The organism is Phytomonospora sp. NPDC050363, from assembly GCF_040655735.1.
In the GTDB taxonomy this organism is placed as follows: Bacteria; Actinomycetota; Actinomycetes; order Mycobacteriales; family Micromonosporaceae; genus Phytomonospora.
On the sequence record NZ_JBFAKK010000005.1, the window covers coordinates 179,882 to 202,212 of the forward strand.

The following is a 22,331-nucleotide window of genomic DNA, read 5'->3' on the forward strand; positions in this document are numbered from 1 at the left end:
CGTCTCCCGGCGTGGCAAAATCGGCGAATGCAGATCGGGATGCTAGGACCGTTCGAGGTTCGCACGGACGACGGCGCGTCCGCCGACGTGCCGGGCGCCCGGCTGCGCGGGTTGCTGATCGCCCTCGCGCTCAACACCGGACACGTGGTCTCCAAGGCCGCGCTCGTCGACTGGATCTGGGGCGAGCACCCGCCTTCCGACGCGACGAACGCGCTCCAGCGGCTGGTCTCCCGGCTGCGGAAGGTGCTGCCGGAGGGCTCCATCGAGGGCCACACCGACGGTTACCGGCTGACGGTCGCACCCGACGACGTCGACGCCGTCCGCTTCGAGCGGCTCGTCGGCCAGGTCCGCGACGACGACGACTCGCAGCGCGCGCGTCGCTTGCGTGAGGCCGTCCGGTTGTGGCGCGGCGCGGCCATGCAGGACGTCGGGCTGGTCGACAGCGGCTCCTTCGACGCGGCGGTCACCCGGCTGGAACGGTTGCGGCTGACGGCCATGGAAGATCGCTTCGACGCCGAGATCGGCCTGGGCAACGGCGCGGAACTCGTCTCGGAGCTCACCGACCTCGTCGCCGCCCACCCGGTGCGCGAACGCCTCGCCGCCGCGCTGATGCGCGCCCTGATCGCCGGCGGTCGCGACTCCGAGGCGCTGCTGGTCTACCAGCGCACGAGCGAGGCCCTCGCCGACGCGCTCGGCGTCGACCCCTCGCCGGAGCTGTCGTCGCTGCACGTCGCTCTCCTTCGGGGCGAGGTCGGGCGCCGCGACGAGGACCGCAGGACGAACCTGCGCGCGGAGCTGACCAGCTACATCGGCAAGGACGCCGACGTCGCCGCCGTCGCCCGCCTCGTCGCCGAGTCGCGCCTGACCAGCCTCATCGGCCCGGGCGGGTCGGGTAAGACCCGGCTGGCCACGGAGACCGCGCGCACCATCGTCGGCGAGTTCCCCGACGGCGCCTGGCTGGTCGAACTCGCCGCGATCGGCACCGACGGCGACGTGGCCCAGGCGACTCTGGCCGGCCTCGGCCTGCGCGACGCGCTGCTCACCGAGGCCTCGAACGTCGAGCCCGTCGAGCGGCTCATCGCGGCCATCCGCGACCGCGAGGTGCTCCTGATCCTCGACAACTGCGAGCACGTCATCGAAGCCGCCGCGGCCCTCGCCCACCGCCTGCTCGGCGAGTGCCCGCGGCTGCGGATCCTGGTGACCAGCCGCGAACCGCTCGGCATCACCGGCGAGGAGCTGTGGCCGGTCGAGCCGCTGACCCTGCCAGCCCCCGACGCCGGTCTCGCCGAGATCGCCGAGGCGCCGGCCGTGCGGCTGTTGAGCGAGCGGGCGGGCGCGGTGCGCAAGGACTTCGCCGCCGGTGCCGGGACGCTGCCGACGATGCTGCGGATCTGCCGGGCGCTGGACGGCATGCCGCTGGCGATCGAGCTGGCCGCCGCGCGGCTGCGGACGATGTCCATCGAGCAGCTCGCCGACCGCCTCGACGACCGTTTCCGCCTGCTGACCGGGGGGAGCCGGACGGCGCTGCCACGGCATCGGACGCTGCGCGCGATGGTCGACTGGAGCTGGGAGCTGCTGTCGGAGGCCGAGCGGACGGTCCTGTGCAGGTTGTCGGTGTTCTCGGGCGGGGCGAGCATGGAGGCGGCCGAGCGGGTCTGCGCCGGCGCGGCCGTCGAGCCCGAGGACGTCCTGGAGCTGCTGACCGCGCTGGCGGAGAAGTCGCTGGTGGTCGTCCAGGGCGACGGTGCCGCGCGCTACCGGATGCTCGGCACGATCAAGGAGTACGCCCAGCAGCGTCTCGCCGAGGCGGGGGAGTCGGATCGGGCGCGGCAGGCGCATCTGGCCCACTTCACGGAGCTGGCCGAGACCGCCGACCCGCATCTTCGCCGTGCCGAGCAGCTCGAATGGCTCGCGCTGCTCGGCGCCGAGCACGACAACATCAGCGCGGCCATGCGCGGTGCGCTCGCGGCGGGCGAGGCGGAGTCCGCGATGCGGCTGGCGGGTGGTGCCGGGTGGTACTGGTGGCTCAGCGGTAACAAGACCGAGGGCTTCGAGCTGGTCTCGGCGGCCGCCGACATGCCGGGTGAGGCCTCCTCCGAGGTGCGGGCCCTGGTGTACGGGCTCGTCGCGATGTTCCGCAGTTCCGGGCGGGGTGACGAACGCTCCGCGGCGGAGTGGATCCGGGAGACGGGCCGGCTGCGCGAAAGCAGTCGTTCACCGCATCCGCTGCTGGCGCTGATCGTGCCGTTGGAGCGGATCCTGGAGGATCCGTTGGGCTTCCTGTCGGCGTGGGAGCCGCTGCTGGAGAACCCCGACCCCTGGGTGCGGGCGCTGGCCAGGCTGCACCTGGGAAAGATGCGGGCCATGGTCGGGCACGGCGGCAGGGACGCCGACGCCTACCTGGAGATGGCGCTGGCGGAGTTCCGGGTGCTCGGCGAGCGTTTCGGGGTCTACTTCGCACTGACCGAGCTGGCCGACCGCATCGCGGTGCGCGGTGAGTTCGCCGGTTCCTGTGAGCACCTGGAGCAGGCGATCGAGGTGGTCACCGAGGTCGGTTCCGTCGAGGACATCATCCGGATGCGGGCGCGGCAGTCCCAGCTGTACTGGCTGATGGGGCGTGCGGAGGAATGCGCGGCGGCGATGGCCGAGGCGGAACGCTATGCCGGCAAGGTCACCTGGCTCGACGCGAAGGTGGAGCTGGCCCTGTCGAAGGCGGAGCTGGCCCGCTGGCGCGGTGAGGCCGAGGAGGCCCGCCGGCAGCTGGAGGCCGCGATGACCTTGCTGGGCGACACCGCGAAACGGGCCGACATGCGCGCGCTGACCCATGACCTGCTGGGCTACTTCGCCACCGACCTCGCCGAAGCCCGCGACCACCTCGCCGCGGCCTACGAGGCCGCGGCCGAGGCGGGGCACGCGCCGATGCTGGCGCAGACGTTCATCGGGCTCGCCGACCTCGCGCTGCGCCAGGACGAGCCCCGACAGGCCGCGAGGCTCCTCGCGGCGAGCACCCGTGTGCGCGGGCTGCGCGACCGCGCCCAGCCGGACATGGACCGCATCGAGCGGGAAGCGCGAAACCGCCTCGGCGACGCGGGGTACGCCGAGGCGGTTCGGGAGGGCACCGAGGCGATCGGCGCGGAGTTGGCCGCCGTCACGCTCGCTTCTTGAACAGCGACCTCGCCCACAGGTAGCCGATGATCGCGATGCCGAGGCACCAGGCGACGGCGGTGATGGCGTAGCCGGTGTCCGGGGCGCCGGCGAGCAGGCCGCGGATGGTCTCGATGATCGACGTGAAGGGCTGGTACTCGGCGAACTCGCGGACGCCGGGGCCCATTTTCTCGGCGGGGACGATGGCGCTGCTGAAGAAGGGCAGCATCACCAGCGGCACGGCGGCCATGCCCGCGGTCTCCGGGGACTTCGCGAACAGTCCCAGGGCGACGGTGAACCAGCCGGCCGCGACGGCGAGCAGCAGGATCATGCCGGCCACGCCGAGCCAGTCGAGGGGACCGGCGGCGGGGCTGAAGCCGAGCAGGAAGGCCACGCCGATGACGCCGGCGATGGCGAGCAGGTTGGTCAGGACGCTGGAGATGACGTGGGCGTTGAGGACCGCGCCGCGGGAGACGTCCATGACTTTGAAGCGGTTGATGATGCCTTTGGTCATGTCGGAGTTGACGGCGGTGGCGGTGGATCCGAGGCCGTAGCAGACGGCCATGAGGAGGATGCCGGGTGTGGCGTAGTCGACGTAGTCGACGCCGACGGCGAAGGCGTCGCCGAGCATGTAGACGAACATCAGCATCATCACGATCGGCATGAGGATCGCGTTGAAGACCGAGGTGGGGTTGCGGGCGACGTGCTTGAAGTTACGGCGCAGCATTACCGCCGAGTGGGACTTGGCGCTCATTTCGCGGCCTCCGTGGTGCGGCCCGTCAGGGCGAGGAAAACGTCGTCGAGGTCAGGGGTGTGCACGGAGAACTCCTCGGCGGCCAGGGAGTTCTCGTCGAGCCGGTCGAGCAGGGCCCGCAGCGACTTCGTGCCGGCGTCGCTGGGGACGCGCAGTTCGAGGGCGTCGGCGTCGGGGGTGGAGCCGGGGAAGAGGGAGGCGGCCGCGTCGAGTTCGGCGGCGGTGGTGAAGCGCAGCCGCACGTGCGTGCCGGGGATCTGGCGCTTGAGTTCGGCGGGCGTGCCCTGGGCGACCAGGCGGCCGTGGTCGAGGACGGCGATGCGGTCGGCGAGCTGGTCGGCCTCTTCGAGGTACTGGGTGGTGAGGAAGATCGTCACGCCGTCGGCGACGAGTTCGCGGATGATCGACCACATGGTGCGGCGGCTGCGCGGGTCGAGGCCTGTGGTGGGCTCGTCGAGGAAGATGATCCGGGGGTTGCCGACGAGCGTCATCGCCAGGTCGAGCTTGCGGCGCATGCCGCCGGAGTAGGTCGTCACCGACTTCGCCGCGGCCTCGGTGAGTTCGAAGCGCATCAGCAGGTCGGCGATCACGCGCTTGCCGTCGGGGACGCCGTTGAGGTCGGCCATGAGCTGGAGGTTCTCCCGGCCGGTGAGCAGCTCGTCGACGGCCGCGAACTGGCCGGTGACGCCGATCGTGGCACGCACGGCCTTGGGGTCGGCGGCGACGTCGTGCCCGGCGACGCCCGCCGTCCCGCCGTCGGCGGTGATCAGCGTGCTCAGCACGTTGACCGTCGTGGTCTTGCCGGCGCCGTTGGGGCCGAGCAGGGAGAAGATGGTGCCGGCGGGGACTTCGAGGTCGATGCCGTCGAGCACGACCTTGTCCCCGAAGGCCTTGCGCAGTCCCGAGACCGCGATTGCTGGAGTAGTCATGTCGGCAACTGTCGACGGCAGCCCTGTCACCGCCCTGACGCCACCCTGACACGACCCCTGACGCCAAGGCGGGAGGGCGCCCGGGGCGCCCTCCCGATGTCAGCCGGCTGGCGTCAGCGCCACTGCTCGCTCGGCGCCACGCCCGCCAGGGGCTTGCCGATCAGCGCGAGCGGGATGAAGAACGAGACCTGCCCGATCGCCACGATCAGGGCCGCCAGTTCCTTCTCGCCGTAGTGCTCGGCGGCCTGGGCGTACAGCTCGTCGGGCACGCGCTCGCCGCCGGTGGCGGGGGTGAGCACGGCCTCGACCAGCGCCAGCGCGACGCGCTCGGCGGGGGTGAAGTCGGCGGCGTCGCGCCAGGAGGCGACGGCCGTGAGGCGGGCCTCGGTCTCGCCGCCCTCGCGGAGCTTGGCGGCGTTGGCGAGGGTCAGGTAGGTGTTGCCGACGATCTGTCCCGCGCGCAGGTGCATCAGGTTGACGGTGGTCGCGGGGACCGGGGAGCTCGCGACGGCCTGGGCCAGGGAGCGGGCGACGTCGCCGAACTCCGGAAGCAGCAGGGCGGGGTTGGGCAGTCGCGACTGGAGGGCGTTCGTTGCGGTCATGGCGGTGCCTTCCTCGATTTCGGGGTGTCATCGCATTGACGGATCCCGCGACGCGAACGTGACCGGTCCCGCCGGACTTTCCGGCCGCCGGTCAGCGCCGGGCGGCGTCGACCGCTTCGCGCACGGTCGGGTAGACGCTCAGCGCCGCCGGGTCGGTGTCGGTGCGGCGCAGGACGTCGCGGACCTGGCCGATGTCGCGCGCGATGCTCAACGTGACGCCGTCGGCCTTGAGACGTGCGCCCAGCTCGGCGAGCATCTGGGCGCCGGTGACGTCGATGAAGGGCATGGTCTCGGCGTCGACGATCACCGCGTGGGCGCCCTCGGCCAGCTCACGCAGCCGAAGGCGCACGTGGTCGGCGTTGGCGAAGAACAGGCCGCTCTCGACGCGCGCGACCACGACGCCGGGGAAGGTCTCGGCGCCGTCGTGGCGGGCGGTGTCGACCCAGGCGTCCCCGGCGCGGCCGATCACGGCGACATTGGGCCGCGAGGACCGGTAGAGCAGCAGGAGCAGCGAGATGCCGATCCCGATGACCAGCCCGGGGAGGGTGTCGAACAGCAGCACGCCGAGCATGGCGGCGATGGCGGCGGCGAAGTCGGCGCGGGCGGCGTGGCCGTAGATGGCGCCGAGGCGGCGGGTGTAGACGGTGAAGAAGCCGCGCAGCGAGCCGATGTCGACGAGCTCGACGACCGCGGCGATCACGACGGCCGCGAGCGTCGCCTCGGGCAGCTGCTCGAACAGGCCGGTCAGGAACAGCAGCGTCACGATCGTCAGCACGGCCACGACGACGCTCGACATCTGTGTGCGCGCCCCGGCCGAGCCGTTCACGGCGGTCTTCGACAGGCTCCCGTTGACGACCATGCCCGAGGCCAGCCCCGACCCGAGGTTGGCCGCGCCGAGACCGGTCAGCTCGCGGTTGGGCGAGATGTCGTAGCCGTGCCGGGCGGCGTAGACCTTCGCCGCGCCGAGCCCCTCGGCGAAGCCGATGAGGACGACTCCGACGGCGGGTCCGGCCAGTTCCAGGTAGTCGCCGAGGTCGAGGCCGTGCGGCGGGCCCAGGCTGGGCAGGCCGGCGTCGATGTGGCCGACGATGGCGACGCCCTTGTCTTCGAGGCCGAGCGTCACCACGGCCAGCACGCCGACGGCCGCCGCGACCAGTGAGCCGGGGACGACGGGCAGCCAGCGTTTGAGGCCGAGGACGAGCGCCAGCGACACCGCGCCGACCCCGAGCGTCCACCGGTCGAGGTCACCGAGCTGCCTGATCAGTGAGGCCATCTCGGCGAAAAAGTCGCCCTCGCCCTTGTCGACGCCGAACAGCTTCGGCAGCTGCCCGGCGATGATCGTCAGCGCGAGGCCGACGATGAAGCCCTTGAGGACCGGCGCGGAGATGAAATTGGCCAGGAAACCCATCCTGAACAGGCCCGCGATGATCGCCACGACACCGGTGGCGAGCGCCAGGGCCGTGGTGAGGGCGACGTAGCGGCCGCTGTCGGAGGACGCGTAGACGGCGACGATGCTCGCCGAGAGGGCGGCTGTCGCCGACATCGGCCCGACGATCAGGTGGCGGGATGAGCCGATCGCCGCGTAGAGGATCAGCGCGGGTGCGGCGGCGTAGAGGCCGACGACGGGCGGCACGCCCGCGATCGACGCGTACGCCAGGGACTCCGGGACCAGCACGGCCCACACGGTCAGGCCGGCGATCACGTCGCCGCGCAGCCACGCCGGCCGGTACCCGCGCCACCACGCGCGCGGGGCCGCCTGCCCGCTCACGGCCGCACTCGCGGGCCCGGCTCGGGCCGACCGTCGCGCGAGTTGTCACCGAGTACCTGACCGACCATGGGAACACGGTAGTCGCATACCGGTCGATACAGGACCTGTCGGTCTATTTGGTGGCCGACGGCTCCCGGCCTTGGGGTACCGCCGCTCCGCGCACATACCCTGCCTCGCCCAGCGCCGTGAGCACCCGCAGCGCGGCGTCGGAGGGAGTGCCCGGTTCAGCGGTGTAGGTGACCAGGGCCTGCTCGGGATCGTCGGGCGGCCGCAGCGTCTCGTAGGACAGGTCGAGGGCGCCGACGACCGGATGCAGGACGCGGTATTGCCCGTGGGACTTGGCCCGCACGTCGTGCTCGGCCCAGCGGCGCCGGAAGTCCTCGCTGCCGATCGACAGCTCACCGACGAGCCGGGCGAGCTCGGGGTCGCCGGGACTGCCGCCGGCGTCATGGTGGAGGTGGGCGACGAGGTCGTCGGCCTTGGCCGAGGGGTCGGCGAAGACCTCGCGGAATGACGCCTCCAGGAAGAACATGCGCGCGAAGTTGCGCTCGCCGGCCTCGCGGGCGCCGAAGTCGGCGATCAGGGCGGCGGCCGGCCGGTTCCAGGCGAGGATCTCGATGCCGCGGCCGATGACGTAGGCGGGCACGTCGGGGATGTTGTCGAGGAGCCGCCGCAGGCCGGGCCGCACCCGCTGGACCCGCTCGGGCACCGTCGACGCGGTCGGACGGGCCAGCCGGTAGAGGTGCGCGCGCTCGTCGGCGGTCAGGCGCAGCGTGCGGGCCACGGCGTCGAGCACCTCGTCGGAGAAGTGCAGCTCGCGACCCTGTTCCAGCCGGACGTAGTGGTCGACGCTCACGCCCGCCAGCCGGGCCAGCTCCTCCCGGCGCAGGCCCGGCACCCGCCGGAAACGGCCGTAGTCGGACAGTCCGAACTCCTCGGGACGCAGCCGCGCCCGTCGCGAACGGAGGAACTCGCCCAACTGGGTACGCCTGTCCATGGCCCGAGTATCCGTCGTGATCGCCGTTCCTGCCTGGGCACGCCGTGCCCAGGCAGCGCGGGGGCCTGGTCGCCGGGCGCACGGTGGAACAACCTGGTCGTCGACCACCATGAAACGAAAGGTACGACGATGACCATCGCGAAGAATCCCCTGGGCACCAGCGGCCTCGACATCACCCGCGTCGGATTCGGCGCGTGGGCGATCAGCGGCGCGGACTGGAAGTTCGGCTGGGGAGCCACCGACGACGCCGAGTCGGTGCGCGCCATCCGGCACGCCGTTGACGCCGGCGTCAACTGGATCGACACGGCCGCCGCCTACGGCGACGGGCACTCCGAGGAGCTGGTCGGGCGCGCGCTCAAGGAGATCGGCGAGGCCGACCGGCCCTACGTGTTCACCAAGACCGGCCTCGTCTTCGACGGCGGCGACCCGTTCCGGCCGGCGCGAAAGGTGATGCGCCGCGAGGTCGTGCGCCGCCAGGTCGAGGACTCGCTGCGACGGCTGGGCGTCGAGCGCATCGACCTCTACCAGGTGCACTGGCCCGGCGACGGGCTCCAGCTCGGCTGGGGCGGCGGGCCGCAGGCGGCATCCGAGGACGCGCTCGCCACGCCGCTGGAGGAGTACTGGGCGACGATGGACGAGCTCAAGCGCGAGGGCAAGGTCGCCGCGATCGGGCTGTCCAACCACGGCCGCGAGCAGCTCGCCGCCGCAGAGAAGGTCGCGCACGTCGACGCCAGCCAGCCGCCGTTCTCCGCCCTCGACCGCTCCTGCGCCGAGGACAACGCGTGGGCCGAGGGCAACGGGACCGGCGTGATCGTCTACTCGCCGATGGCCTCGGGCCTGCTCACCGGCGCCTTCACCGCCGAACGCGTCGCCGCCCTGCCCGCCGGCGACTGGCGTCGCGCCGCGCCCGACTTCAACGAGCGGCTCGCCGCCAACCTCGGCGTCGCCGGTGCCCTCACCTCCGTCGCCGACCGCCACGGGATCTCCACACCGGCCGCCGCCGTCGCGTGGACGCTGGCGTGGCCGGGTGTCACCGGTGCCATCGTCGGCGCGCGGCGGGCCGAGCAGGTCGACGGCTGGGTCTCCGCGGCCGGTGTGACGCTGACCGACGAGGACCTGGACGAGGTCGCCGCCGCCATCACGGCGGGCAACGTGGGAAGCGGTCCGGTGAGGCCTTGACACGACGGAGCCCGCCGGGTCGCTGGACCCGGCGGGCTCTCGCTGTGCTCGGACGGAGGGCTACCTCAGCGCCCACGACCGTGTCGTCGACTGCGTGACGGCGTTCCCGTCGGCGTCCACGGCGGTGATGCGGGTGGACACGAACTTCGCGCCCTTGGGGTGCCACATGGAGGCGACGGCGTGGTCGCCGGTGCGCTTGACCGTCACCGTCTTCCACGTCTTGCCGTCGTCGTAGGAGACCTCGAAGGTGAGCTTCTTGGTGCCCAGCGGCGCGGTGGTGTCGCTGCGCACGACGTCCAGGGTCAGGTCCTGGCGCTTGCCGGCGGGAGCGTAGCCGTTGACCACGCACGCCGAGCCCAGCCGGACGTTGACCATGGGAAGGACCTGGTTCTCGCCGGGCGCGCCGGGCGCGGTCTGCATGGTCCACTTCGCGCTGGAGGCGGTTCCCAGCACCGAGTACTCGTTGACGCGCTTCGTGTCGCAGCTGAACACGAGGGTCCCCGACGCGCCGGCGGGCAGCGTCGCGGCCTGCCAGCAGGGGGTCAGCGTCTCCAGCGGGACCTTCTCGCCGTTCAGCGTCAGCGCGGCCGTCGCGGTGACGTTCCCGCTCTTGTGGTCGGTCACCAGGGTGTCGGCGCCGGTGTCCTCGTACATCTCCGGACCGAAGTAGATCTCGTCGTCCAGGCGGGAGTTGCTGTGCATGCCGACGCCGAGCGGCGCCTGGCCCCACACGACGTCCTTGCGGCCGCCCGCCGTCTTGACGCTGTCGTACTCGATGAACTCGTACCTGCTCGCTGCCTCGCCGATCCTGACGGTGCCCAGGTAGTCGCCCGGCGTGAAGTACTCGGTGCGGCGGCCGGGGACCTGCGCGGCGGGGGCCTCGATCGAGAAGAAGTCCTTGTCGACCAGGTAGTCGACCCGCGCGCCGCTGTAGGCGACGCCCTGGGAGTGGTAGACGGCGTTGTCGCGGGCCAGTTCGGCGTTGCCGACGGTGAACGTGGTCCGGCCGGGCAGTTCGCCCTCGACGGAGAAGTTCAGGGAGTAGGAGTAGGCGTTTGCCGCGCCTTTCGGGCTGCCGTAGGTCACCGCGTGCAGGACGTTGAACCCGGTGCTCAGACCGCTGGTGGGGATCGAGTACGTCTCCGAACCGTTCGAGGCGAGCTGGTTGAAGGCGTAGACGTGCTGACCGTCCGCGTCGACAGCCTGGACCTCGTTCATGGTGCCGAAGAGCACGGCGTCGTCGGCGTCGAGGTTCTCGTCGACGAGCTGTCCGGCGCGCAGGTCGGGGGTGCTGGTGGCGTCGCCGCCGGCGATGGTGACCTCCTCGGCGAAGGACGTCATCGACGGCGAGTCGCCGGCTTCCTTGACGCTGCCGCTGATCTGGTAGCGGCCGGGAGCCAGGCGGATGGAGCCCTTGCCCTCGGCGTCGATGGCGACGACGTCGAAGGACTCGGCGGCGAAGCCGTAGACGATGACGAAGGTGCCCCACTCCTCTTCGACGACCGGTCCGCCGTTGCGGGTGGTGACGTCGACGTTCAGGTCGTAGAGCTCGGGCTCAAGGACGACGCCCAGGGCGGTGCGGACCGACACTCCGTCGGCGGTGGCCGTGAGGTGGGCGCCGTAGTTTCCGACGGTGCCGCCGGCGATCTTCGCCGATACCGCGACCGCGGCGGTGCCGTGCGCCGGAACGGTCACCTTAGGACTGTCCACAGTGAACTGCGGGTCGCCGGTGACGGTCAGCGTGAGTTCGACGGCGGTGTCGGTGTCGTTGGTGTAGGTGACGTTCTGCGCCGCGGGGTCCTCGGTGTACGGGTAGGTGAAGGTGCCGAAGCTGACGCTGCCGTCGGCCGTGATCGGGGCCGACAGGTCGGTGACGTCGACGCGCCCGGCGCCCTGCTCGAAGACGCTGAGCCCTTCGAGGCCCTTCGACGAGCCCATCAGCGCCGCCTTGAGGCGGGCCGCGGTCCAGTCGGGGTGCGCCTGCTTGAGCAGCGCGGCGGCGCCCACGACGTGCGGCGTGGCCATCGAGGTGCCGTCGGCGGTGGTGTAGCCGTCCTCGGCCGGCTCGCCCATGGACGTGCCTGCGGCGCGGGCGGCGGTGATGGAGCTGCCGGGTCCGGCGATGTCGGGCTTGACGGCGCCGTCACCGAAACGCGGGCCCTGGCTGGAGAACTCCGAGAGGGTGTCCTGCTTGGTGACGCTGCCGACGGTCAGTGCGGCCTCGGCGGTACCGGGCGACGAGACGCAGCCTTCGCAGCCGTCGTTTCCGGCGGCCACGACGATGAGCATCCCGGTCCGCTCGGTGATCTCGTTGACCGCCAGCGACAGCGGGTCGGTGCCGTCGGTCGGGCCGCTGCCCAGCGAGACGTTGGCAACGGAGGCGCCGTTCTCGGCGGCCCACTCCAGACCCGCGATGATCGCGCTCTCCTCGCAGACGCCCTCGTCGAGGCAGACCTTGGCGACCAGCAGGTCGGCGTCGGGCGCGACGCCCTTGTACTTGCCGTTGGAGGCCGCGCCGGTTCCGGCCACGGTGGACGCCACGTGCGTGCCGTGCCCGTAGCCGTCGATAGCCTCGGGCGACTCGCCGCTGAAGTCCTTGGCGGCCTTCACCCTTCCGGCCAGGTCGGGGTGGGTCGGGTCGTAGCCGCCGTCGATGATCGCGACGGTGACGCCCTCGCCGGTGTAACCCGACTCCCAGGCTGTGGGGGCCCCGATCTGCGGGACCGACTCGGCGAGCGTGAAGCGCGCCCTGCCGTCGAGCCACACGCGGTCGACGCGGTCGGCGGTGACGCGGTCCCACAGGCTGCCGGTGGCGGCCATCGTGTCGAACTCGCCGGGCTCGTCGCGGACGATGACCGGAAGGGCGCCGGTGTCGGCGAACCCGTCGGCGACCAGGTCGGTGATGTCGAACAGGCGCTCGTCGAGGATGCCCTCCTGGAGCGGGCCGAGCGCGTCGGCGGGAACGACGAACTGGTCGCGGTCCTCGCCGGCGCCCGAGTAGTACTTCACGTGCGGGACGTGGCCGCGGCCGGGACCGGCGAGGAAGCCGACCTCGCCGTCGGCGGTGACGACGACGGTGTCGCCGGTGATGAGCGTGACCTCACGGGCCTGCGCGAGTTCCTCGGCGGTGAAGGCGGCCGGTGCGGCGGCGCCTGGTTGCCCCGCGGCGGGTATGGCGGCGCCGCTGAGCAGCAGCGCGCCCGCGCCCGCGAGAAGCAGGGAGGGATGGAATGGCAAGGGGTGCTCCGCATCGTCTCTTGTGGATCTCGGGGGTCTGTCGACGAAAAGGACGACATGGGCGAGCCGGGGGGTTCAGCCCGGACGGATCAATTTCGGACCCGATCGCCTGGGGCGGCACGGATCGGCGGCTCGCGCGAGGTGGGCGCCGGTCCCGAGCAGCGCGGCCGACGGCTCCGGCCGCGAGGGTACGGCCGTCCCGCAGCCGAGCCTCCGCGGAGTCTCCGCCATGGTCTCCCGAAAGCCGTACCCTCCCAGTTACGGCCCCGGCGTCCACGCCGGTCCGCCTCCCGGCGGCGCGAAAGGATCGACGATGACGCACCGCGCAGTCCACCTCGGACGTCCTTCGGCGCGGCGGCAGGTGGGCCGGTGCTGAGAGTCCGCGGGATCTCCTACCTGGTCGGCGGCTCGCCCGGCGTGATCCGCCGCGACCTGGAGGCGATCGCCCGGGACTTGCGCTGTACCGCGGTGATGCTCATCTGCGCTGACGTCGAGGCGCTCGCCGAGGCCGCCCGCTCGGCCCTTGAAGTCGGTCTGGACGTGTGGATCCGGCCGGACTTCACCGAGGTGCGGCGGCGGGAGGTGCTGGAGCGCCTGGAGATCGTCGCCGTCGCCGCCGAGGAGCTTCGCCGGGAGCATCCCGGGCGGGTGACGCTGCTCGTCGGCAGCGAGTTCTCGCACACCGTCCCGGGCATCGTCCCCGCACCGCGTTCCTTCCTGCGCCTCAAGCTCATCATCGACCACCGGCGCCTTCTGCGCCGCAGGATCGACCGGGGCGTGTACCGGCTCCTCTTCGACACCGCGCGGGTCGCGCGCCGCCACTTCCGGGGCCCGCTGGGCTACTCGGCGGCGGCGTGGGAGAACCCCGACTGGTCGCTGTTCGACGTCGTGGGCGTCGCCCTCTACCGATCCGGGCGCAATCGGGCGGACTATGCCGGCCGGCTGCGGAAACTGGTGCGCGACAACGACAAGCCCGTCGTCATCACCGAGTTCGGCTGCGGCGCCTTCACCGGAGCCGACGACATGGGCGCGGCCTCCTACCGGATCGTGAAGTGGTTCTCGGCGACCCCGCACGTCCGCGACGGCCATCCGCGCGACGAGACCGTCCAGGCCCGCCACCTCGCCGAGCTGATCGACCTCTACGACGACGAGGGCGTGCACGGCTGCTTCGTGTTCACCTTCGCCATGCCCGACTTCCCGCACCGCGAGGATCGGCGCCTCGACCTCGACCGGGCCGGTTTCGGGGTGGTGGCGTGCGCCGAGGACGGCACCCGGCGGCCCAAGCGGGCGTTCGGCGAGGTCGCGCGCCTCTACGGCGGGATGGCTCGGCGGCCCTGATCCCTTGCGGACGTTGTGTTTCGGTGTCTTGTCCCCTCCCGACACGACGTGTATAACGTTATAGAGCCCCGCCCGCCGGGGCGATCGCCGGCACCGTTTCGGTCCAGGACGGTGCTCTCGAGCATCCTGAGGAGACTTGAAGAAATGGCGCTTCGTTTACGGACTCTGACCAACGCGGCCGTGGTACTGCTCGCCGGAGTGACGCTGCTGAGCGGTTGCACCAAGAGCGAGGACGGCGCATCGCCCTCCGACGACTCCAGCGGCGGCGAGCAGGTCGTCGCCAGTTCCTCGCCGGGCGGCGCGGGCTGCACACTCACCGACTACGGATCCCCCAAGCTCGACCTGAAGGACGCGATCGTCGGCTTCTCGCAGTCGGAGAAGGAGGCCAACCCCTTCCGGATCGCCGAGACGCAGTCGATCCGCGACGAGGCCGAGAAGATCGGCGTGAAGAAGCTGCTGGTCACCAACGCGCAGTCGCAGCTTCCCAAGCAGATCAGCGACATCCAGGACATGCTCGCCCAGGGCGCGCAGTTCCTGATCGTGGCCCCGCTCAACTCCGACGGCCTTGAGCCGGCGCTCGCCGAGGCGGCCGCCAAGAAGGTCCCGGTCCTGACCATCGACCGCAAGATCAACGCGACGGCCTGCAAGGACTACCTCGCCTTCCTCGGCTCCGACTTCGTCGACCAGGGCAAGCGCGCCGCCGACGCGATGGTGAAGGTGACCGGCGGGACCGGCAAGGTCGCGATCCTGCTCGGTGCCTCGGGCAACAACGTGACCACCGACCGCACCAACGGTTTCGTCGAGCAGCTGGCCGCCACGGCACCGGGCCTGGAGATCGTCGCCCAGCAGACCGGCGAGTTCGCCCGCGACAAGGGCCAGACCGTCATGGAGCAGCTCATCTCCAGCAACCCCGAGATCACCGCGGTGTACGCCGAGAACGACGAGATGGCGCTGGGCGCGGTGACGGCCTTGAAGACGGCCGGCAAGAAGCCGGGCGTGGACGTCAAGATCGTGTCCATCGACGGCACCCGCAACGCCGTACAGGCCATTGTGGACGGCACCATCAACGCCGTCATCGAGTCGAACCCGCGCTTCGGTCCGTTGGCCTTCAAGACGGCCGCCGACTTCTACTCCGGCGCCACGATCCCCAACGACGTGATCATCGCCGACCGGGAGTACGACTCCACCAACGCCAAGGACTCCCTGGCCGGGACCTACTAGACCGGCCGGGTCGACGGCGGGTCCGCGCGCGCAAGCGGGCCCGCCGAACCGTCGCGGAGCAGAGAGGCGCGAGCATGAGCGACCCTTCGGCGGACACCGACGGCGCCCCGCCGTTACTGGAGGTACGAGACCTTTCCAAGCGCTTCCCCGGAGTGCTGGCGCTCGACGGCGTCGGCATGACCATCCGGCCCGGCGAGGTCCACGCCCTCGTCGGTGAGAACGGCGCCGGGAAGTCTACTTTGATCAAGGTGCTGACCGGCGTGTACCAGGCCGACGGCGGCGAGGTCGTCTACGCCGGGAACCCGGTCGCCTTCGCCCGCCCCCTCGACGCCCAGCACGCCGGGATCTCCACGATCTACCAGGAGGTCAACCTCATCCCGCTGATGAGCGTGGCCCGCAACCTGTTCCTGGGCCGCGAACCACGCGGCCGGCTCGGTCTCCTCGACGTCGCCCGGATGAACCGGGAGGCCGCCGCGGCCCTCGCCGAGTTCGGCGTCGCCGTCGACGTGACCAGGCCGCTGCGGTCGATCGGGCTGGGCGCCCAGCAGATGGTGGCGCTGGCCCGCGCGGTGGCCGTGCGCGCCCGGCTGCTCATCATGGACGAGCCGACGTCCTCTTTGGAGCAGCGCGAGACGCGCACGCTCTTCGAGGTCGTCGACCGGCTGAAGTCCGAGGGCATCGCGATCCTCTACGTCAGCCATCGCCTCGACGAGCTGTATCGCCTTGCCTCCAACGTGACCGTCCTGCGTGACGGGCGCGTCGTTTACACCGGCGCGTTGGCCGGACTCGACCGCCTCACGCTGATCTCGCACATGCTCGGCCGCGAGATCGCCCAGGTCCGCAAGGAGGGCCAGACCCGGTTCACCGAACACGAGGCCACCGGCGCCGCACCGGTCCTGCGGGCCGAGGGGTTGACGAAGCGGCACGTCCTGCGGGGCGTGAGCTTCGAGGTCCGGCCGGGCGAGGTGACCGGCCTCGGCGGCCTGCTCGGCGCGGGCCGCTCAGAGACCGCCAAGGCCGTCATCGGGGCACTGCCACTGGACTCGGGAACCGTCAGCGTCGACGGACGGCGGCTGCGGCGCCTGTCCCCGGCCGCCGCGATCCGCGCCGGCGTGGTCCTGCTCCCCGAGGACCGCAAGGCCGAGGGGATCGTCCCGGAGCTGTCGGTCCGCGAGAACATCGTCCTCGCCGCGATACCGCGTATCACCCGCTTCGGCTTCGTGTCGAAGAAGCGGCAGGACCGCATCGTCGAGACCTTCATGCGCCGCCTGCGGATCAAGGCCTCCAGCCCCGACCAGAAGGTCGCCGAACTCTCCGGCGGCAACCAGCAGAAGGTGCTGCTGGCCCGGTGGCTGTGCCTCAACCCGCGCCTGCTCCTGCTCGACGAGCCCACCCGCGGCATCGACGTCGGCGCCAAGGCCGAGGTGCAGGGCCTCATCGACGAACTCGCCCGCGAAGGGCTCGCGGTCGTCCTGATCTCCTCCGACCTCGAAGAACTCGTCGAAGGCGCCGACCGCGTCGTGGTCCTGCGCGCCGGCGCCGTCGTCGGCGAGCTCACCGGCGACGAGGTGTCCGAGGACGCCGTGATCGCCGCCCTGGCCGCCGACGAGCCACCGCCGCCCGTGGGGAAGGACTGAGATGGCCACCGACACCGCTCCGCTGCGCCGTCGCTTCGGGCTTCCCCGGCTGGTGCAGGACTACGGCGTCTACGCCGCCGTGGCGGCCCTGGTCGCCTACAACGCCGTGTTCACCCCGAACTTCCTCGACTCGGGAAACCTGCGCACGCAGCTGGTCCAGGTCGCGCCCGTCGTGATCGTCGCGCTCGGGATGGCCCTGGTCATCGGCAGCGAGGGCATCGACCTGTCCGTCGGGTCGGTCATGGCGCTGGCGGCGGCGATCATCCCGCTCTACCTCGGATTCGGCGTGTGGCCGTCGATCGCGATGGCCCTGATCGCCGGGGTCTTCGCCGGCCTGTTCAACGGCGTCCTCGTCGCCGTCGTCGGCCTCCAGCCGATCGTGGCGACCCTCGCCCTGCTCGTCGCCGGCCGGGGCCTGGCCCTCGTCTTCGCCGACGGGCAGCTCAAACAGCTCCACAACCCCGACCTGCTCGCCCTCGGCAGCGACGACGTCGCAGGTGTGCCCATCGTGGTCCTGGTCGCCCTCGCGCTGACGGTCGTGGCCGCCTTCCTCGTCCGCAGCACCTCCTACGGCAGGCAGCTCACGGCCGTCGGCGGCAACCGCGCGGCGGCAAGCCTCGCCGGCCTTCCGGTGCGCCGGATCCTCATCGTCACCTACATCCTGTGCGGCGTCTTCGCCGCGGTCGCCGGCGTCCTGGCCACCTCGCGGCTGACCGCCAGCGACCCCTCGACGATCGGCAACCTCATCGAGCTGTCGGCGATCACGGCGGTCGTCGTCGGCGGTACTCCGCTGACCGGCGGGCGCATCCGGATCGTCGGCACCGTCGCCGGAGCGCTCGTGATGCAGCTCGTCCGCGCCACCCTCATCAAGCACGACCTGCCCGACTCGACCGCCCAGATGGCCCAGGCGGTCATCATCCTGGCCGCCGTCTACGTCGCCCGCGAACGGAGGACACGGTGAACGACACCGGTACCGAGCCGATCACCCACGCGCGCGGCCAAATGCGCACCATGCGCCCCTCGCGCGCGGAGAAGGCCGCCGGACTCGCGCAGCGCCACGGCGCCCTCGCCATGCTGGCGGTGTCCTTCCTCGCCGCCGCGGTGACCTTCGAGTCCTTCACGTCCCTCGACAACCTCACCGGGATCGCGATCCAGTCGTCCTTCGCGGTCATCATCGCCCTCGGCATGACCTTCGTGATCATCGGCGGCGGCATCGACCTGTCGGTCGGCGCGGTGTTCGCGCTGGCCGGCGTGCTCGCCGCCTACGCCGGCCGCTGGGGACTGCTTCCGGCACTGCTGGTGCCGCTGGCGGTGTGCTGCCTCATCGGTCTGGTGCACGGCTTCCTCATAGCCCGCACCGGAATGGCGCCCTTCATCGTCACCCTCGCCGGACTGCTCGCCGCGCGCGGACTGATGCTGGCGCTGACCGACGAGGGCGCCGAGACCTACCTCCTGCCGGCCGACTCGCCGATGCTCGACCTCGGCCGGGGAACGCTCTTCGACGTCGGCTACCCCGTCTACATCGCCGCCGGGCTGGGGATCTCGGCGGCGATCGCGCTCCAGCGCAGCCGCTACGGGCAGACCCTCTACGCCGTCGGCGGCAACGAGGACGCCGCCGGGCTCATGGGCGTCCCCGTCGCCCGCGTCAAGATCGCCACCTACGCGCTGAGCGCCACCCTCGCCGGGCTCGCCGGCGTGCTCAACACCGCGCGCCTGGGTTCGGGAGTGACGATCCTGGGCGTCGGCATGGAACTCGACGCGATCGCCGCCGTCGTCATCGGCGGAACCCTGCTGGCCGGTGGCGCGGGCGGGATCGGCGGCACCATCTGCGGTGTGCTCATCCTCGGCGTGATCCAGAACGTCATCAACCAGATCGGTACGCTCACCTCGTCGGCGCAGTCGGTCGTCAGCGGTGCCTTCCTGACGGTCGTGGTCGTGGCGCAGACATACCTCGGGAAGGTCAGGCGGCTTCGTTGAACCGGTCGCGCATTGCCGTCACAGTCACCGATGAGCGGAGGTAGGCGACCGGTGGGCGTCAGTCTCAAGGACATCGCCAAACTCGCGGGCGTGTCCCTGGCGACGGTGTCCAATGTGGTCAACGGATACCGGCCGGTGGGCGCGGCGACCCGCGAACGCGTGCAGCGGGCCATCGACCAGCTCGGCTACGTGCCGAACCTCAGCGCCCGACACCTGCGCAACGGCCGGACCGGGATCATCGCGCTGGCCATCCCCGAACTCGACAACCCCTACTTCGCCGAACTCGCCGGCTTCGCCATCCGGCAGGCCCGCGAGTCGGGCTTCACCCTGCTCATCGACTACACCAACGGTGACCGGGAGAGCGAACTGACGCTCGCCGAGGGCTTTCGCGAGCAGATCATCGACGGGCTCGTCCTCAGCCCGGTCGGGCTCACCCGCGAGGAGATCCTCAACCGCCGCAGCAGCACTCCGCTGGTCCTGATCGGCGAGAGCATCTACGACGTGCCGCACCACCACATCGCCATCGACAACCTCGCCGCCAGCCACGCCGCCGTGCAGCACCTGGTGTCCCTCGACCGCCGCCGGATCGCCTTCGCCGGAGCGCATCCCGACGCCGAACGCCAGCCCGCGCACCTGCGGCTGCGCGGTTATCAGGAGGCACTGGCGGCCGCCGGGCTGCCGAGCGACCCGCGACTGGTCGCCTCGACGGCCCACTTCGTGCGCTCCGACGGGTACGCGGCCATGCGGACCCTGCTGGAACTCCCCGAACCGCCCGACGCCGTCTTCGCCTACAACGACCTCATCGCGATCGGCGCCATGCGCGCGATCATCGAGGCAGGCCTGCGCATCCCCGAGGACATCGCCGTCATCGGCTTCGACGACATCGAGGACGGCCGCTTCTCCACCCCGACCCTCACCACCATCTCGCCCGACAAGGAGCGCATCGGCACCCTCGCGGTGAGCTCCCTCATCGCGCAGGTACTCGGCGAGCCGGCCGGGCCGCCCAGGGACGTGCAGCCCGCGTTTCGCCTGGTGACAAGGGAGAGCACGCTCGGCAGGCGATAGCGGCAGGCCCCGCCCGCCGAAGCGGACGGGGCCGACCGAGCCGCCGCGGATCAGGGCGCCCAGGGAGTCGTGATGTTCCAGGTGCTGTCGGCGGCCCACAGCGCGGGCGAGTTGTACGCGGCCCCACCGGAACCGTTGGTGATCCATACCTCCGAGTTGTAGTGCCGCAGGTAGGAACCCGGCTGGTTGTACGCCTCCAGCGACACGCCACCGCCGGTCGCGCCCGACTGGGCGCACCAGGTCGCGTCGGCCCGCATCAGCGCCGACCCGTCGTCGGGGGAGTTGCGCACCCGCGAGTCCTGATGCCGCAGGTACTGACCGGGATAGTTGACCGACTCGAAGGAGTAGCAGCCCGAACCGGCCAGACCCGCCCGCACGGTGTAGGTCGCGTCGCTCTTCAGCAGCGCCGAACTGGCGGCGTTGACGACCTCGGTGTAGGCGAGGCTCCCGGCGTGCCGCAGGTACTTCTCGGTGTGCCCGCTCGTGGTGACCTGGAACGACCTGCGCGTGTTCACCGGCAGCGTCACCGGCGACATCGCCGGCAGCGCACGGGATGCGTTGATGACGGCCAGGTTCGCCGCCCGCACCCGGGCCTGGTCGACCTTCACCTGCTGCCGGTCATAGGTGAGCATCCCGTTGAGCTCACCCTCCAGGTCGGTGATCTCGGTGTACACCGATGCGCTCAGACCCCGGCTGATCATCAGGTTCTGCACCCCTTGCACCAGTCCGACGTACCGGTTGGTCAGCGTGTTCGAGTCGGACTGCCACTCATAGGCGAAGTACTGGCCGTTCGGGCTGTACTCGTGCCCGGGCGCGTGCAGGCCCAGACCCCCGAACTCGCCGAGCACCGCGATCCGCGTCGCCGACGGCAGCGGCGACGCCGGACCCAGATACATGTGCCAGTCGTCGATGTCGCCGTTGCCGGGATCCCCCAGCGACTGGCAGCAGTTGTGCCCGCTGTGCGGGTTCACCAGCCGCGTCGGGTCCTGGTTCTTCACGTTCTGCCCGACCCGCCGGGTGTCGGCCAGCGCGCGCTCGCCCCAGCCCTCGTTGTAGACGGTGTAGGCGACCACGGAGGGCGCGCTGCGGTGCTCGTCGACGATCTCGCGCGCCTCGGCCTCGAACTGCGCCTGCTGGGCGTCGTTGGCGTTGACGTCCTGCGCGGTCATCGACGGGACGTCCTGCCAGACCAGCAATCCGAGCCGGTCGGCGTGGTAGAACCAGCGCTGCGGCTCGACCTTGATGTGCTTGCGCACCATGTTGAAGCCGAGGTCCTTGTGCTTCTGGAGGTCGTGGGCCAAGGCCGCGTCGGTCGGCGCGGTGTAGAGCCCGTCGGGCCAGAAGCCCTGGTCGAGGGTGCCGAGCTGGAACACGAACTGGCCGTTGAGCTTGGGCCGCATCACGCCGTTGACCAGGCCCGTGGTGATCTCGCGCATCCCGAAGTAGTGCGTCGTGCGGTCGACCTGGGTTCCGCCGCTGTTTCGCAGCGTGACACGGAGGTTGTAGAGGAAGGGATCCTCCGGTGACCAGCGCCGGGCGTTGGGCACCGGGACGGTGAACTCGGTGAAGGCGCCGGTCGCCGTGCCGACGACGGTGGTTCCGTTGAGGGCCTCGGCGAGGACGCTGTGGCCGCTGACGTCGCCTCGGGTGAAGACCCGCAGCCGCAGGGTGTTGTTGGACAGGTTGGCGTAGGTGTCGACGCTGCTGATCGAGGCCGCGGGGGTCGGTTCCAGCCACACGGTCTGCCAGATGCCCGAACTCGGTGTGTAGAAGATGCCGCTGGGCGTCTTGGTCTGCTTCCCGATCAGCGGCAGGGTCCCGTTCTGGCGGCTGTCGGTGGGGTCGTAGACCTTCACGATGATCTCGTTGGCGCCGCCGTTGAGGCGCGGGGTGATGTCGAAGGTGAAGGCGTCGTAGCCCCCGGTGTGGCCGCCGACCTGGACGCCGTTGACCCACACGGTGGTCTGCCAGTCGACGGCTCCGAAGTGGAGCTGCACCCGGCGGCCCGACCAGCCGGCCGGGACGGTGAAGGTCCGCCGGTAGTACAGGTAGTGGCGGTTGTCGCTCGCCGGGCGCATGACGCCGGACAGCGCCGACTCCACCGGGAAGGGCACGTTGACCCGCTCGGGGAGGGTGGTGTTGAACTGCGGCGGGTCGTCGGTCGCCGACTGGCGCAGCTGCCACTCGCCGTTGAGGTTCTGCCAGTCGGGCCGGACCATCTGCGGGCGCGGGTACTCCGGCAGCGGCGTGCCGGCCAGCGCCTGACCGGTCCACGGCGTCGTCAGCGGCGGTGTCTTGGCCGGCGCGGACTGCGCGGCCGGTGCCGTCACGAGGATCGAGGCGAGCGTCGCCAGGGTGGTGACCAGGATGAGGAGCGGACGGGATCGGGTGCGCGGCGGGGTCATGTCGTCTCCGTGGGTGACGGGCCGGGGCCCGGGGATGGACGGGGTCGTCGTCCGCCGCGTGCGCTTGCCGGGCGGCGG

Annotated in this window: 15 protein-coding genes; 8 read left to right on the forward strand and 7 right to left on the reverse strand. The window is 71.3% G+C overall.

Features of this window, described 5'->3' with window-relative positions; genetic code table 11:
* Positions 1 to 27: 27 nt before the first annotated feature.
* Positions 28 to 3,165: a BTAD domain-containing putative transcriptional regulator gene (locus AB0I28_RS15395; RefSeq protein ID WP_357493576.1), complete on the forward strand. Its 3,138-nt coding sequence runs from the start codon at positions 28 to 30 to the stop codon at positions 3,163 to 3,165.
* Here the strand turns inward: AB0I28_RS15395 and AB0I28_RS15400 are convergent.
* The 5 genes from AB0I28_RS15400 to AB0I28_RS15420 form a co-directional block, all read right to left on the reverse strand.
* Entirely contained in the window at positions 3,149 to 3,898 is a 750-nt protein-coding gene (locus AB0I28_RS15400) for an ABC transporter permease (protein WP_357493578.1), read from the reverse strand. The genes AB0I28_RS15395 and AB0I28_RS15400 overlap by 17 nt on opposite strands.
* Positions 3,895 to 4,827 (reverse strand): ATP-binding cassette domain-containing protein, encoded by a 933-nt coding sequence (locus AB0I28_RS15405; RefSeq protein ID WP_357493580.1) that lies wholly within the window; start codon positions 4,825 to 4,827, stop codon positions 3,895 to 3,897. Before AB0I28_RS15405 ends, AB0I28_RS15400 begins: the two co-directional genes overlap by 4 nt.
* A gap of 113 nt (positions 4,828 to 4,940) precedes the next feature.
* The gene (locus AB0I28_RS15410; protein WP_357493582.1) at positions 4,941 to 5,429 is read right to left on the reverse strand and encodes a carboxymuconolactone decarboxylase family protein; all 489 of its coding nucleotides are present in this window, start codon (positions 5,427 to 5,429) and stop codon (positions 4,941 to 4,943) included.
* Between the two features lie 91 nt (positions 5,430 to 5,520).
* A complete protein-coding gene (locus AB0I28_RS15415; protein ID WP_357493584.1) occupies positions 5,521 to 7,197 on the reverse strand; it encodes a SulP family inorganic anion transporter in 1,677 nt (558 codons plus the stop codon).
* Between the two features lie 112 nt (positions 7,198 to 7,309).
* Positions 7,310 to 8,194 carry a helix-turn-helix transcriptional regulator gene (locus AB0I28_RS15420; protein WP_357493586.1) on the reverse strand — a complete coding sequence of 295 codons (885 nt, stop codon included), beginning with the start codon at positions 8,192 to 8,194 and terminating at the stop codon, positions 7,310 to 7,312.
* Between the two features lie 129 nt (positions 8,195 to 8,323).
* Here AB0I28_RS15420 and AB0I28_RS15425 point away from each other — a divergent pair, with 129 nt between their 5' ends.
* Complete coding sequence (locus AB0I28_RS15425; protein WP_357493589.1) at positions 8,324 to 9,373, forward strand: aldo/keto reductase; 1,050 nt, start codon at positions 8,324 to 8,326, stop codon at positions 9,371 to 9,373.
* A gap of 60 nt (positions 9,374 to 9,433) precedes the next feature.
* Here the strand turns inward: AB0I28_RS15425 and AB0I28_RS15430 are convergent, their stop codons facing one another.
* The gene (locus tag AB0I28_RS15430; RefSeq protein WP_357493592.1) at positions 9,434 to 12,610 is read right to left on the reverse strand and encodes a S8 family peptidase; all 3,177 of its coding nucleotides are present in this window, start codon (positions 12,608 to 12,610) and stop codon (positions 9,434 to 9,436) included.
* Between the two features lie 369 nt (positions 12,611 to 12,979).
* Here AB0I28_RS15430 and AB0I28_RS15435 point away from each other — a divergent pair, with 369 nt between their 5' ends.
* The 6 genes from AB0I28_RS15435 to AB0I28_RS15460 all read left to right on the forward strand — a co-directional run bounded on the left by AB0I28_RS15435 (position 12,980) and on the right by AB0I28_RS15460 (position 19,848).
* On the forward strand, positions 12,980 to 13,948 hold the full coding sequence (locus tag AB0I28_RS15435) for a hypothetical protein (RefSeq protein WP_357493594.1): 969 nt from the start codon (positions 12,980 to 12,982) through the stop codon (positions 13,946 to 13,948).
* A gap of 144 nt (positions 13,949 to 14,092) precedes the next feature.
* Entirely contained in the window at positions 14,093 to 15,169 is a 1,077-nt protein-coding gene (locus AB0I28_RS15440; protein ID WP_357493596.1) for an ABC transporter substrate-binding protein, read from the forward strand.
* Positions 15,170 to 15,243: 74 nt separating this feature from the next.
* Positions 15,244 to 16,806, forward strand: coding sequence for a sugar ABC transporter ATP-binding protein (locus AB0I28_RS15445; protein ID WP_357493598.1), 1,563 nt, complete (start codon positions 15,244 to 15,246; stop codon positions 16,804 to 16,806).
* A 1-nt stretch (position 16,807) separates the two neighbouring features.
* The gene (locus tag AB0I28_RS15450; RefSeq protein ID WP_357493599.1) at positions 16,808 to 17,767 is read left to right on the forward strand and encodes an ABC transporter permease; all 960 of its coding nucleotides are present in this window, start codon (positions 16,808 to 16,810) and stop codon (positions 17,765 to 17,767) included.
* Positions 17,764 to 18,783 carry an ABC transporter permease gene (locus AB0I28_RS15455; protein WP_357493601.1) on the forward strand — a complete coding sequence of 340 codons (1,020 nt, stop codon included), beginning with the start codon at positions 17,764 to 17,766 and terminating at the stop codon, positions 18,781 to 18,783. The genes AB0I28_RS15450 and AB0I28_RS15455 overlap by 4 nt, the downstream gene beginning before the upstream one ends.
* Positions 18,784 to 18,834: 51 nt before the next feature.
* Positions 18,835 to 19,848 (forward strand): LacI family DNA-binding transcriptional regulator, encoded by a 1,014-nt coding sequence (locus tag AB0I28_RS15460; RefSeq protein WP_357493603.1) that lies wholly within the window; start codon positions 18,835 to 18,837, stop codon positions 19,846 to 19,848.
* A gap of 50 nt (positions 19,849 to 19,898) precedes the next feature.
* On the opposite strand, the gene AB0I28_RS15465 is transcribed toward AB0I28_RS15460, so the two are convergent.
* The gene (locus AB0I28_RS15465) at positions 19,899 to 22,253 is read right to left on the reverse strand and encodes an AbfB domain-containing protein (RefSeq protein WP_357493605.1); all 2,355 of its coding nucleotides are present in this window, start codon (positions 22,251 to 22,253) and stop codon (positions 19,899 to 19,901) included.
* Positions 22,254 to 22,331: the final 78 nt, after the last annotated feature.

Coding starts and splice junctions, on each gene's coding strand:
- AB0I28_RS15440 (WP_357493596.1), top strand. CDS start 14,093: ATGGCGCTTCGTTTACGGACTCTGACCAACGCGGCCGTGGTACTGCTC.
- AB0I28_RS15425 (WP_357493589.1), top strand. CDS start 8,324: ATGACCATCGCGAAGAATCCCCTGGGCACCAGCGGCCTCGACATCACC.
- AB0I28_RS15465 (WP_357493605.1), bottom strand. CDS start 22,253: ATGACCCCGCCGCGCACCCGATCCCGTCCGCTCCTCATCCTGGTCACC.
- AB0I28_RS15405 (WP_357493580.1), bottom strand. CDS start 4,827: ATGACTACTCCAGCAATCGCGGTCTCGGGACTGCGCAAGGCCTTCGGG.
- AB0I28_RS15445 (WP_357493598.1), top strand. CDS start 15,244: ATGAGCGACCCTTCGGCGGACACCGACGGCGCCCCGCCGTTACTGGAG.
- AB0I28_RS15450 (WP_357493599.1), top strand. CDS start 16,808: ATGGCCACCGACACCGCTCCGCTGCGCCGTCGCTTCGGGCTTCCCCGG.
- AB0I28_RS15410 (WP_357493582.1), bottom strand. CDS start 5,429: ATGACCGCAACGAACGCCCTCCAGTCGCGACTGCCCAACCCCGCCCTG.
- AB0I28_RS15400 (WP_357493578.1), bottom strand. CDS start 3,898: ATGAGCGCCAAGTCCCACTCGGCGGTAATGCTGCGCCGTAACTTCAAG.
- AB0I28_RS15395 (WP_357493576.1), top strand. CDS start 28: ATGCAGATCGGGATGCTAGGACCGTTCGAGGTTCGCACGGACGACGGC.
- AB0I28_RS15420 (WP_357493586.1), bottom strand. CDS start 8,194: ATGGACAGGCGTACCCAGTTGGGCGAGTTCCTCCGTTCGCGACGGGCG.